The following is a 12,436-nucleotide window of genomic DNA, read 5'->3' as shown; positions in this document are numbered from 1 at the left end:
GGAGTTGCGGGTGGCGCGACATCCGTCCGAATCAGCCGAATTCATGCTGACGCGCGTGCTGGCCTATTGCCTCGAGTACGAAGAGGGCATCGCCTTCAGTGACGGCGGGGTTTCCTCCACGGACGAACCCGCGGTGCTGGTGCGCGATCTCACCGGACGCCTCACCGCTTGGATCGAAGTCGGCGCACCCGACGCCGAGCGCGTGCACCGGGGCAGCAAGCTGGCCGACCGCGTCGCGGTCTACACCCACCGCGACTCCGCCAAGGTGCTGGCGCAACTCACCGGCAAGCGCATCCATCGCGCCGAAACCATCCCGCTCTACAGCTTCGATCGCGACTTCATCGATTCCGCCGTCACGGCGATCGAGCGGCGCAACACCGTCACCCTGTCGGTCACCGAGCGTCTGCTCTACCTGGACCTCAACGGCACCGGGTCGAGCGCCTCGGTCCACGAGCACCGGCTCGGATGAACGTGTCGCGCCTCGCACACGCCCCGTCCTTGCGCCGGCGCGGCGCGACTCATCGGATCCGGCGTTCGCATTCTTCGAATTCGGCTCCCGTTTCGAAGCAGTCGTGCAGGCCGCTCTGGATGTCTCCACTGGTGGGAGGCTCGCCGCAGAGCAGACCGCAGCGCTGATAGTTCGGAACGGCGGCGCCGTCGGCTCGCCGGCAGGCAGTGCTGTCGCAGGTGTAATCGCGCGTGTTGGGATCGAGCGGGATCGGATCGCGGCTGTAGGACCACACTAATGCGTCGGTGCGCTGCACCTGGGTGCAGTAGACGGTACGACCGTCGGCCAGGCGACCGACGGCGCCGTGGTCCTGGCAATAGTCGTTCAGGGTGACCGTCCTTCCCGAGCCCTGGGCTCCGGCCGATCCGCTGTCCGACGGCAGTGGTGCGGCTGCCGAGGTCCCGAACATCGCAGCCAGCAGCGTCACCGCGCCGACGACGCCCATGGCCACTCGCCGCCGCATCCCCCACTCCTCTAGCCGAGCCACACTGCCTCCCACCACTCCAGAACCGGGCCTCCGGACTATACGCCCGCCGCACCTCGATGCCTACCGTTCGAGTTGGCACCCAGCGGCGGTCCCCGCACGGGGTTCGGCAGGCTCGCGGAGCAAGGGGTCGAGGCCGCCGAGCCGGTTCGGCGGATTCAGAAAAGGAAGTAGCGCTGGGCCATGGGCAGTTCGGTGGCGGGCTGTTCGCGCCAGACTTCACCGTCGATGCGGACGGTGAAGGTGTCCGGCTCCACTTCGATGCGCGGCATGGCGTCGTTGTGCGGCAGGTCCGTCTTCCGCACGCGGCGGACGTCGCGGACCGGCGCCAGTTTGCGCTGGACGCGCAGCCGGTCGGCGAGGCCGTCCTCGATCGCCTGCTCGGAGACGAAGTGCAGCGAGGTCGCGGCGGCGGTCGCCGGGGCGGCGCCGAACATGGGGCGCGGCAGCACCGGTTGCGGCGTCGGGATGGACGCGTTGGCGTCGCCCATCGCGGCCCAGGCGATCGCCCCGCCCTTGAGCACCGCATGCGGGCGCACGCCGAAGAAGGCGGGCTCCCACAGCACCAGGTCGGCGAGCTTGCCGACCTCGACCGAACCGATCTCGTGGTCCAGGCCGTGCGCGACGGCCGGGCAGATGGTGTATTTCGCGACGTAACGCCGCACCCGGGCGTTGTCGGCGGCGCCGTCGCCCGGCAGCGCGCCGCGGCGGCGCTTCATCACGTGCGCGGTCTGCCAGGTGCGCAGCACGACCTCCCCGATGCGGCCCATGGCCTGCGAGTCGCTGCCGATCATCGAGATGGCGCCGAGATCGTGCAGCAGATCCTCCGCCGCGATGGTGGAGGGGCGGATGCGGCTCTCGGCGAAGGCCAGATCCTCCGGGATCGACGCGCTCAGGTGATGGCACACCATCAGCATGTCCAGGTGCTCGTCGAGGGTGTTGACGGTGTGCGGACGCGTCGGGTTGGTCGAGCTGGGCAGCACGTTGGGATGGGCGGCGACGGTGATGATGTCCGGCGCGTGCCCGCCGCCTGCGCCTTCGGTGTGGTAGGCGTGGATGCCGCGGCCCGCGATCGCGGCGAGAGTGTCCTCGACGAAACCGGCCTCGTTCAACGTGTCGGAGTGCAGCGCCACCTGCACACCCGCCGCATCGGCCACGGTGAGGCAGGCATCGATCGCGGCCGGCGTGGAGCCCCAGTCCTCGTGCAGCTTGAATCCCGATGCCCCGGCGCGCAATTGCTCCCACATGGCCTCGGCGCTGACGGTGTTGCCCTTGCCGAGCAGCACGATGTTCACCGGCCAGGCGTCGGTGGCCTCGAGCATCCGCGCCAGATGCCACGCGCCGGGCGTCACGGTGGTCGCCTTGCTGCCCTCGGCCGGACCGGTACCCCCGCCGATGAGGGTGGTGATGCCGCCGCCGAGCGCCTCCTCGAGCAGCTGCGGGCAGATGAAGTGCACGTGGCAGTCGATCGCGCCCGCGGTGAGGATCCGGCCGTTCCCGGCGATGATCTCGGTGGACGGGCCGACGACCAGGTCCGGGTGCACGCCGGTCATGGTGTCGGGGTTGCCCGCTTTGCCGATGGCGCTGATCCGTCCGTCGCGAATCCCGACGTCGGCTTTGATGATTCCCCAGTGATCGATGATCACCACGCCCGTGATCACGGTGTCGGGGGCGCCCTCGGCGCGGGTCGCGCGGGACTGTCCCATGGACTCCCGCAGCACCTTGCCGCCGCCGAACACGGCCTCGTCGCCCGCGCGCCCTGGTCCCCCGCTGCGGTCCTCGGTGATCTCGATCAGCAGGTCGGTGTCGGCCAGACGGATCCGGTCGCCCGTGGTCGGCCCGAACAGTTCGGCATACCGCGCCCGGCTCAGCTCACTCATCGCGTCCTACCTCCTGAGCCCGCCTACGAAAGACCCTCCGCACCGCTTCGGCACTCGCACTAGTCATCGAGACGGCCCGGTGGGGTCAGGGTGATCCCGTGGACCTCGCGGGCGCCGCCCAGCGGCACGAGCCGGACGCGTTGTCCGAGACCGGGTTCGAAGCGCACCGCGGTCCCGGCCGGGATGTCCAGGCGGCGGCCGTGCGCGGCCGCTCGGTCGAACTCCAGCGCCGCGTTCGCCTGCGGGAAGTGCACATGGCTGCCGACCTGCACCGGCCGGTCACCGGTGTTGACCACGTCTAGTTCGAGACGATCCGCGCCGGTATTCAATTCGACGACGCCCTCGGCGCAGAAATATTCGCCGGGAATCATGCCGGGCCTCCGTCCGCCCCGGGAAAGCACAGGTAGCGCATCCCGCCCGCCTAACCGATCGGGTGGTGCACGGTGACGAGCTTGGTGCCGTCCGGGAAGGTCGCCTCCACCTGGACGTCGGGGATCATCTCCGGCACGCCTTCCATCACGTCGGCGCGGCTGAGGACCGTCCGGCCCGAGGACATCAGCTCGGCGACGGTGCGGCCGTCCCGCGCGCCTTCCAGCACGTGGTCGGTGATCAGCGCCACCGCCTCCGGGTGGTTCAGTTTGAGTCCGCGGGCCTGCCTGCGCCGGGCCAGCTCGGCGGCGTAGCTGAGCAGCAGGCGCTCCTGCTCGTGCGGTGACAGTCGCATCCGGGCTCCTCACCGGTTCGCAGTGGCGGGTGACGGACATTCTGGCACGCCCGTTCCGCCGTCGCCGGACGAGATCAGGAACGACGCGGCAGGTTCTGGAGCCGCACCTGGCCGCGGGCCACGGTGCGGCCCTCCTCGTCGGTGATGACGACCTGCCACAGCTGCTGCAGCCTGCCGCGATGCAGCGGCGTCGCTTCGCCCGAGAGCGTGCCCTCGCGCACCGCGCGCAGGAAGTCGGTGTTGTTGTTCACGCCGACCACCGTGCCCTGGTCGCCGAACCAGACGCCGCCGGCGATGCTGGCGAGCGTCTCGATGACGGTGCAGTACACGCCGCCGTTCTGGATCCCCGCGGGCTGGTAGAGATGCGGCTTGACGACCCACTCACCGCGCACGCGGTCGGGGCTCAGCTCGGTGTAGCGCAGGCCGATCAGGTCGGCGAAGGTGCCTTCGCTGTAGGCGTTCATCTGCTCGGGCGTGACATCCGCCAGCGAGCCGACCTGCTGGGTCTCCTGCTGTGTCATGTACTCACTGTCGCACAGCCCGCGCCGCCCACCGTGGGGGCCTCATCCTCCTGCCACGGTGACCGCGCGGCCGTTCAGCGGCTGCGTCGGCCGATTGCTGTGCGCGAACAGCGCGCGGTACCGCTCCGCTTCGGCAGCGGTCACCGCGACCGAACTGCCGAGCACCGTCCACGAGACGCCCTCGCTGCACGGCGGGGTGGTGAGCGAGCCTTGGTAGCGGTACTGATCGGTGACACTCGGCAGCATCGCTCGCAGATCGATCGGGCCCGGCACGACGGTCTCGGCGTCCACCGCCTGGGGCGCGACCGAGAGGATCGGCGCGAAGGCCGACGGCTCCGGCGCGGTTTCCAGCAGCACCCCGAGGACGGCCATCCCGCCCGCCGCGCTCTTGTGCACGAAGTGCGCCTCCATCGTCGTGCCCACGCCGTCCACGGTGTGCTCGCTCGGCAGATGGAAGTGGAACTGCGCGAGCTCGAACGGCACTCCGTCGATCACTACGCCATTGCCGTTGCCCGAGGGTAGATTCGCCTGCACGGTGTGTCCGTTGTTGCGCAGAGTCACCGAGGGCACCGAGTGATAGTCGATGGTGATGTGCTCGGAGGGTTCGAGCCGGGCGTGAACGGGCAGGTCGACGGGTGACTGTTGACGGCCGCTCTTGCAGGTCAGGTAGTCCCGGTCCAGCTCGGCCCAATGGTCGGGCCCGTCCGCGTCGTAATCCCAGTGCGGGGGCGATGCGGCCGGGTGCGCCATCGGCTCGCCGGAACCGCAGGCGGGCAACGCGAGCGCGGCGACAGCGGCCAGTACGGCCACGATCGAACGGTGACGGGACGGTCTGATGGTGGGCAAGTCGGCAACCCCTCGAACTACCCGCGAAACGCCGGTACGGCAACGCCCACGGCGTCATCGGGACTCGGATGTGGCGCGCGACGGTGCGCACCGATGACCGCGACACGCCACCGGGCGGATTCGCGGCGTGGGGTGACCTGCCGACGACGGCCCGGACGCCGAATCCCCTTCTTGTTCCGGGTCTTCGGCGTTCGTGTCGGCGACAGCGTAGATCCGCGATGTGACGGCGCGCCAGAGCCGCACGGCGCGACATAATTCACAGGAGAACAGAGCGGCGGGCCCCACGTGAAGTGGAGCCCGCCGCGGCACGGGATCGGGGGTCACCGCAGCCCTCGGGACTCACGCGCGATCCGTACGCCGGTTACAAGTATAGGTCAGGCTTACCTAACTAAGCAATACCCCGAGCGGCGCACCGGAAGGCCGCGCACGGCCATGGCCGCCAGCAGGCCCTGTCCGCGCCGCACCCCGGCGGCGGAATCGGTTCGAGCCAGATCCGGCACGTAAGTGGAAGCGCCCGCGACGGATTCACCGACGAGAGACCAGAACCGGCGCGCGCTCAAACCGGAGCAGCGCGCCATGTTCCGCTGGACGACGGTGAGCGCCGACTCGCAGCGATGCGCGAGCCAGACGTACATCGCCTCCGGACAGGGCAGGGCGACCACACCCGGCCCGCCGGCCAGCGGGTCGCCGTCGAGGACGCGAATCGTGGTGTCGGACAGTCCGGCCCAGTCGATTCCGCCGTCGTTGTCGGTATGGATCCACAGATTCTCCAACCCGGGGTCCCATGCCCGCCCCTCCGCGACCAGCAGTGCGACCACTCGCCCGACGATCGCGTGGATCAGTGCCGTGGCAACCACTTCCGCCGCGATGTCGGCGCTGATCATCTCGGCGGCGTGCCGCCGGTACATCAGCTCGACGCGCCCCTCGCGCACTCCGTCCGACAGCTGCCACCAGCGCCGTTTACCCTGCTCCGCCATCGCGGCGACGGCGTACACCCGCGGATGCTCCGGTTGCAGCGCGCGCAGCCGGGCACAGGCGCGGCCGAAGGCCGTCGTCGATCGGTGCGGCGTGGTGATGAGCTCGGTCATCGGACCTCCTCAGGAGTCGGCTCCGTCGCGCGGCGCGGCGGACAATCGGCCATGCCCGTTGTGTCAGCGAAAGATAGGTTAGGCTTACCATTCTTAGCAACCGTACCGCTGATTCAGGAGCACCTCGTCGCTGTGACCTTCCTTGACACCGTGCGGAGGCGACGTCTTTCCGGACTTCTCGTCTCGACCACCCTGCTCCTGCTGGCCGTACTCGCCGGCGTCGCGGTCGGCACGCGCTCGCTTCCGCCGGACATCGCGTACGACGCCGTGCGCCATGCGCTCACCTGCTCGGGCGGCCCGTTCACCTGCGCGGCGGGCTCCACCGAGGAGCAGATCGTGCGCGGACTGCGCATCCCCCGTACCGCGCTGGCACTGGTCTGCGGTGCGGCTCTCGGTATCGCCGGGGCGCTGATCCAGGGCTACACCCGCAACCCCCTCGCCGACGCCGGGTTGCTCGGAATCAACGCGGGCGCGGCGTTTCTCGCGGCGCTCAGCGTGTATCTGTTCGCCTTCACCGCACCCGAGCAATACATCTGGTTCGCCTTCGCCGGAGCGCTGATCGCCGGGCTGGTGGTGTTCGGCACGTCGGCCGTGGGCGCGGGTAAGGCGAGCCCGCTGAGTTTGGTGCTGGCGGGCGCGGCGGTCACCGCGTTCCTGCAGGCGATGACGAACGCCGTCGTCCTGTTCGACGCGTCGGCGCTGGACACCTACCGGTTCTGGGTGATCGGCTCGGTCGCCGGTCGCGACGCCGGGGTGTTCTGGCAGGTGCTGCCGTTCCTGGTGGCGGGCATGACGCTCGCGCTGGTGGCGGCGCCGGGACTGAATCTGATCGGCTTGGGCGACGAGGTCGCGCGTGGGCTCGGCGTCCACATCGGCCGCAGCCGCGCACTCGGACTCGCGGCGATCGTGCTGCTGGCCGGCGCGGCGACCGCGGCGGTCGGGCCGATCGCCTTTCTCGGCCTGGTCGTCCCGCATCTGGCGCGCCGGGTCTCCGGACCGGACTATCGCTGGCTGATCCCCTACTCCGGGATCCTCGGCGCGTTGCTGTTGCTGGTCGCCGACGTGGCCGGGCGTCTGGTGGCCCGGCCCGGCGAGCTGGAGGTCGGTGCGATGCTGGCCGTGCTCGGCGTGCCGTTCTTCCTCGCCTTCGTCCGCCGGCGAAAGTTGGTGAACCTGTGACGATCTCGCAGCGAACCGCGAGTGCGCGACCCGCACTGCGCGTCGGTCCGGTGTCGGCGGTACTGCGCCCACGGATGGTGCTGATCGTCGCGGCACTGGCCGTGCTGGCGTTCGGGCTCTTCTGCCTGGACATCGCGGTGGGCGAGTCCCATCTGCCGCTCGGGCGAGTGGTGGACGTACTCACCGGAGGCGGCACCAGGGCGCAGCGGTTCATCGTGCTGGAATCCCGGCTGCCGCGCGCGCTCACCGCGCTCGTGGTCGGTCTGTCGCTCGGGCTCGCGGGCGCGATCACCCAGTCCATCCTGCACAACCCGCTGGCCGCGCCGGACATGCTCGGCATCACCACGGGCGCGAGCTTCGGCGCGGTCGCGGTGCTGGTCACCACCGGCGGTACGACCACGGGGCTGGCCGCCTCGGTCGGCGCGCCGCTGGCGGCGCTGGCGGGCGGCCTGCTCACCGCCGCGGCCATCTACCTGCTCGCCTGGGGGCGCACCGCCACCGGCGGGTACGGCGCCACCGGGCTGCGCCTGGTGCTGATCGGCGTCGGCGTGAACGCCCTGCTGATGGCGGGCATCAGCTGGTTGCTCACTCGCGCCAGCCTGATCGACGCGCAGCGCGCGCAGCTGTGGCTGAACGGATCGCTCAACGCGGCCGACGCCGCGCATCTGGCGCCCGCGGCCGTCGCCGCCGGTGTCGCCGCGCTGGTCGCGCTCGGTTCCGCCCGCACCCTCGCCGCGCTGCGCCTCGGTTCGGACACCACGCGCGCGCTCGGGGTGCGCATCCAGACCCAGCAGGCCATCCTGATCGGTGCGGCCGTCGTGGCGGCCTCGGTGGCCACCGCCGCGGTCGGGCCGGTCGGTTTCGTCGCGCTCGCCGCGCCACAGATCGCGCGACGCCTGCTGCGCACCCCGGGGGAACCGCTGGTCGGCTCCGCCGTGTTCGGCGCCATCCTGGTGGTCGGCGCGGATGTCGCGTCCCGCACGGTGTTCCCGGTCGACCTGCCTGTGGGCGTCGTGACCGCGGCATCGGGCGGCCCGTTCCTGCTGTACCTGCTCGTGCGAATGAACCGGAAGGCGACGCTGTCATGACGATCGCGGACATCACCACCCCCGACGCCTCGCAGACGAGCGCACCGGGACACCGGCTCGGCGCCGAGGCCGTCACGCTCGGCTACGGCGACCGGGTGGTCGTCGACGGGCTGAGCTTGACCATCACGCCCGGCGTGGTCACGACCGTCATCGGACCCAACGGTTGCGGGAAGTCCACCCTGCTGCGCTCGCTCGGCCGCCTGCTGCGCCCGCGGGAAGGCCGGGTCCTGCTGGATGGCAAGGCCATTTCGACGATGAAGACCAAGGACGTCGCCCGCATCGTCGGCGTGCTGCCGCAGTCGCCGGTCGCGCCGGAGGGACTCACTGTCGCCGATCTGGTCACCCGCGGACGCCACCCGCACCAGTCCTGGTTCCGGCAGTGGTCGGGGACCGACGAGTCCGAGGTGACGACCGCGCTGGAACAAACCGGGATCACCGACCTGGCCGACCGCGCGCTCGACGAACTCTCCGGCGGCCAGCGCCAGCGCGCCTGGATCTCCATGGCGCTGGCCCAGGGCACCGACATCCTGCTGCTCGACGAGCCCACCACCTACCTGGATCTGGCCCACTCGATCGAGGTGCTCGACCTGGTCGACCGGCTGCACGCCGATCTCGGACGCACCGTGGTCATGGTGCTGCACGATCTCAACCTCGCGATCCGCTACAGCGACCAATTGGTGGTCATGCACGACGGGCGCGTCGTCGCCGCGGGCGCCCCGGACGAGGTGGTGTCGGTCGCACTGCTGCGCGAGGTGTTCGACCTGGCGGCCACGGTGCTCGAGGACCCGGTGTCGGGGCGGCCGATGATCGTGCCGATCGGCGCGAGGCACGTACGCGGAAAGGCGGGCGGACCGGCCGTGACGGCACCGGAAACCGCGCGCTATGAGAAATGACACACCAGCTATTTCATGGTTACGACACCCTGTAGTACGCATCGGCGTCGTTGAGTACCTAAAATTGTGGGATGGCAGGTCTTGGTGAACTCGAGAAAGCGGTCATGGACCAGTTGTGGTCGGCCGACGAACCACAAACGGTCCGGCAGGTGCACGAGGCGCTCGCCGCACGCCGTGAGCTCGCGTACACCACGGTGATGACCGTGCTGCAACGCCTCGCGAAGAAGAACCTCGTGGTACAGCGGCGCGACGACCGAGCGCACCGCTACGCCCCGGTGCACACCCGCGACGAGCTCGTGGCCAGTCTGATGGTCGACGCGCTGCAGCAGGCCGACGCGGCGGGCAGCCGCGCCGCCGCGCTGGTGCACTTCGTCGAACAGGTCGGCAAGGACGAGGCTGCCGCCCTGCGCGAAGCACTCGCTAAGCTCGAAGCAACCGAGGACTCGCCGCCACCGCCGCAGTAGACTTCTCGGGCGCCCTGGCCCCACAACGCAGTGAGCTGAGTCGATGAACGCAACCGCGCCGGTCTTCGCCGGACTCGCATTGCTTCTCGCGGGGCCCGCTCCGGCCTTGCTCAGCCGGGCGACCTGGACGTATCGGACGCCCCGCGCAGCGCTGGTGCTCTGGCAGGCCATCGCGCTCGCCGCCGTACTCAGCGCGTTCGGATCCGGGCTGGCCATCGCCGCCGAGCTGCTCGTGCCCGGCCCCGACGGCCGCCCGACCACCGCGCCCACCCGGGAGATCGACGCCCTCGGCCTGCCGCTGTGGCTGGCGTACGTGTTCGTCTTCGCGCTGACGCTGCTGGTCGGCGCCCGCTTGATCTACGCCGTCGTCCGGGTCGGCGTGCACACCCGCAGGCGGCGGGCACGCCACCGCATGCTGGTCGACCTGCTCGACCAGAGCGGTCCGTACCGGCGCGCGGCCGACATCCGGGTGCTGGCCGCCACCGAACCGATCGCCTACTGCCTGCCCGGCCTGCGCCAGCGCGTCGTGCTCAGCGAGGGCACGCTGACCAACCTCGCCGACGCCGAGATCACCGCCATCGTCAGCCATGAACGTTCCCACCTGCGGGCACGGCACGATCTGGTGCTGGAGGCGTTCACGGCGGTGCACGAAGCGTTTCCCCGCGTGGTGCGCAGCAAAGCCGCCCTGGGTTCGGTGAAATTGCTCATCGAACTGCTCGCCGACGACTCGGCCGTCAAGGTCACCGGGCCCAAGCCGCTGGCCCGCGCCCTCGTCGCGTGCGCGAAATCCACCGCGCCGCAGGGCGCCCTCGCCGCGGGCGGGCCCACCACCCTCATCCGCATCCAGCGGCTCAGCGAGCGGATCGGTGACGTGCGCATCGCCGCGGCCGCCTATCTCGGCTCCGCCGCCATCCTGGTGGTGCCGACACTGGCGGTGGCCGTACCCTGGCTGGTGGAGCTGAGTCGGCTGTTCCACGGCTGACTCGCGAGCACGTATCCTGGACACTCGGTCCACTCCGGTCGGCCGCCCCTCTCGTTCCACGCGGCACGCGTCACGACCCGAGCCGCAGCGCGGTCGACCGCATCGCGCACCGCTCTCCATCCCACCGAACAGCGCGTTCGCTGCCGAATGCGCCGTGCGACGAAAGGCACACCCACCTCGTGACCCCCTCGACCACCGTCGCCGCGGCGCCCACCGCGACCTTCGCGGACCTGGGCCTGCCCGCCGTGCTCGTGCAGGCACTGCGACGCGACGGCATCGAGACGCCGTTCCCGATCCAGGCCGCCACTGCCCCCGACGTCCTCGCCGCCAAGGACGTGCTCGGCCGCGGGCCGACCGGTTCCGGGAAGACTCTGGCCTTCGGCCTCCCGATGCTGGCCCGCCTGATGGGCGCCTCGGCCAAGCCCGGCCGCCCGCGCGGCCTCGTACTGGTGCCGACCCGCGAGCTGGCCGCGCAGATCGAGCGGGCGCTCGACGAACCGGCGCTCGCGCTCGGCTTGCGGGTGGCCTCGGTGGTCGGCGGCGCGCCGATCAAGCGCCAAGCCGATCGGCTCGCCCGCGGCGTCGACCTGCTCATCGCCACGCCCGGGCGACTCGCCGACCTCATCGCCCAAGGGTCCGCCGACCTGTCGGACGTGCTGATCACCGCGCTGGACGAAGCCGACCACATGGCCGACATGGGCTTCCTGCCGCAGGTGACCAAGCTGCTGGACCGCACGCCGCGCGACGGTCAGCGCCTGCTGTTCTCCGCCACGCTGGACGGCGAGGTCGACAAACTGGTCAAGCGCTACCTGCGCGACCCCGTCACGCATTCCACCGCGCCGCCTTCGGCGTCGGTCACCACGATGTCGCACCACCTGCTGTACGTCGGCGACAAGGTCGCCAAGCGGGCGGTCGCCACCGAGATCGCCGCCCGCGACGGGTTGACCATCATGTTCGTCCGCACCAAGCACGGCGCCGACCGGCTCGCCAAACAGCTGCGCGGCGCGGGCATCGCCGCGGGTGCGCTGCACGGCGGCAAGGCGCAGAACAACCGCACCCGCACCCTCGCCGCGTTCGCCGACGGATCGGTGCCGGTGCTGGTCACCACCGACGTCGCGGCGCGCGGCATCCACGTCGACGGGATCTCCCTGGTCGTGCACGTCGACCCGCCGCCGGAGCCGAAGGCCTACCTGCACCGGGCCGGGCGCACCGCCCGGGCGGGCGAGGACGGCGTGGTCGTCACCCTGGTGATGGACGAGGAGCGCCGCGAGGTCGAGTCGATGGCCCGCAAGGCCGGCGTCGAGATCGACGGCGTCGCGGTCCGCCCCGGCGACCGCAGGCTGATCGAGATCACCGGCGCTCGCCGCCCCTCCGGCGTTCCGCTCGCGGCGGCAGCCGCGCCCGCCTCCGCCGCGGCCACGGCCCCCGCGAAGCCCGCGCGACGCAAGCCGGGCAGGCGCGGGGAGCCGACAGCGGCCGGTGGCCGTGGCGGTTCGGCGAAGCAATCCGGAGGCCGGTCGGCCACCGGGTCGGGCCGCGCCGGTGAATCGGCCACCGCGCCCGCCCGTCGCCGAGGCAACGCGAAACCCGCCACGAGCAACACCGGAGGGCGCGTCGCCGCGTCGGGCAACGGCGCATCCGCTCGCAATTCGGGCACGACAGGCGGGTTCTCCGGCCGCGCCGCGGCTCCCGCCTCCGGCGACACGCCCGGCCGGACCCGGCGACGCGCCGTGCGAACCCAGCAGCCTTCGAACCGAAGCAATCGCCTAGCAAACTAGG

At 71.0% G+C, this 12,436-nt stretch carries 14 protein-coding genes; 7 read left to right on the top strand and 7 right to left on the bottom strand.

Going from position 1 to position 12,436, the window contains the following annotated elements; all coding sequences use genetic code 11:
- Positions 1–469: YaeQ family protein (locus ON27_RS12535; RefSeq protein WP_043724903.1), on the top strand; the 469-nt coding region annotated here is incomplete at its 5' end.
- Positions 470–518: 49 nt separating this feature from the next.
- Here the strand turns inward: ON27_RS12535 and ON27_RS12530 are convergent.
- The 7 genes from ON27_RS12530 to ON27_RS12500 all read right to left on the bottom strand — a co-directional run bounded on the left by ON27_RS12530 (position 519) and on the right by ON27_RS12500 (position 6,051).
- The gene (locus ON27_RS12530; RefSeq protein WP_043724838.1) at positions 519–953 is read right to left on the bottom strand and encodes a hypothetical protein; all 435 of its coding nucleotides are present in this window, start codon (positions 951–953) and stop codon (positions 519–521) included.
- Positions 954–1,150: 197 nt separating this feature from the next.
- Positions 1,151–2,872 carry an urease subunit alpha gene (locus tag ON27_RS12525; protein WP_043724834.1) on the bottom strand — a complete coding sequence of 574 codons (1,722 nt, stop codon included), beginning with the start codon at positions 2,870–2,872 and terminating at the stop codon, positions 1,151–1,153.
- 59 nt (positions 2,873–2,931) lie between these two features.
- Entirely contained in the window at positions 2,932–3,243 is a 312-nt protein-coding gene (locus tag ON27_RS12520; RefSeq protein WP_043724831.1) for an urease subunit beta, read from the bottom strand.
- Positions 3,244–3,293: 50 nt separating this feature from the next.
- On the bottom strand, positions 3,294–3,596 hold the full coding sequence (locus ON27_RS12515) for an urease subunit gamma (RefSeq protein ID WP_043724820.1): 303 nt from the start codon (positions 3,594–3,596) through the stop codon (positions 3,294–3,296).
- A gap of 74 nt (positions 3,597–3,670) precedes the next feature.
- A complete protein-coding gene (locus tag ON27_RS12510; RefSeq protein ID WP_227955040.1) occupies positions 3,671–4,060 on the bottom strand; it encodes a PaaI family thioesterase in 390 nt (129 codons plus the stop codon).
- A gap of 99 nt (positions 4,061–4,159) precedes the next feature.
- Entirely contained in the window at positions 4,160–4,927 is a 768-nt protein-coding gene (locus ON27_RS12505) for a carbonic anhydrase (RefSeq protein ID WP_043724816.1), read from the bottom strand.
- Between the two features lie 416 nt (positions 4,928–5,343).
- Positions 5,344–6,051, bottom strand: a complete 708-nt coding sequence (locus tag ON27_RS12500; protein WP_043724813.1) for a hypothetical protein — start codon at positions 6,049–6,051, stop codon at positions 5,344–5,346.
- 132 nt (positions 6,052–6,183) lie between these two features.
- Here ON27_RS12500 and ON27_RS12495 point away from each other — a divergent pair, with 132 nt between their 5' ends.
- The 6 genes from ON27_RS12495 to ON27_RS12470 all read left to right on the top strand — a co-directional run bounded on the left by ON27_RS12495 (position 6,184) and on the right by ON27_RS12470 (position 12,435).
- The gene (locus tag ON27_RS12495) at positions 6,184–7,230 is read left to right on the top strand and encodes a FecCD family ABC transporter permease (RefSeq protein WP_043724809.1); all 1,047 of its coding nucleotides are present in this window, start codon (positions 6,184–6,186) and stop codon (positions 7,228–7,230) included.
- Complete coding sequence (locus tag ON27_RS12490) at positions 7,227–8,318, top strand: FecCD family ABC transporter permease (protein WP_043724805.1); 1,092 nt, start codon at positions 7,227–7,229, stop codon at positions 8,316–8,318. The genes ON27_RS12495 and ON27_RS12490 overlap by 4 nt, the downstream gene beginning before the upstream one ends.
- The gene (locus ON27_RS12485; RefSeq protein ID WP_043724803.1) at positions 8,315–9,211 is read left to right on the top strand and encodes an ABC transporter ATP-binding protein; all 897 of its coding nucleotides are present in this window, start codon (positions 8,315–8,317) and stop codon (positions 9,209–9,211) included. The genes ON27_RS12490 and ON27_RS12485 overlap by 4 nt, the downstream gene beginning before the upstream one ends.
- A 71-nt stretch (positions 9,212–9,282) precedes the next feature.
- Complete coding sequence (locus tag ON27_RS12480; protein ID WP_043690252.1) at positions 9,283–9,675, top strand: BlaI/MecI/CopY family transcriptional regulator; 393 nt, start codon at positions 9,283–9,285, stop codon at positions 9,673–9,675.
- 43 nt (positions 9,676–9,718) lie between these two features.
- On the top strand, positions 9,719–10,657 hold the full coding sequence (locus ON27_RS12475; protein WP_043724802.1) for a M56 family metallopeptidase: 939 nt from the start codon (positions 9,719–9,721) through the stop codon (positions 10,655–10,657).
- 179 nt (positions 10,658–10,836) lie between these two features.
- Positions 10,837–12,435: a DEAD/DEAH box helicase gene (locus tag ON27_RS12470; RefSeq protein ID WP_043724800.1), complete on the top strand. Its 1,599-nt coding sequence runs from the start codon at positions 10,837–10,839 to the stop codon at positions 12,433–12,435.
- The last annotated feature ends 1 nt before the right edge of the window (position 12,436 follow it).

The sequence above is a fragment of the Nocardia asiatica NBRC 100129 genome, assembly GCF_000308415.1.
Taxonomy (GTDB): domain Bacteria; phylum Actinomycetota; class Actinomycetes; order Mycobacteriales; family Mycobacteriaceae; genus Nocardia; species Nocardia asiatica.
This window is presented reverse-complemented; position numbering and strand designations above follow the sequence as displayed.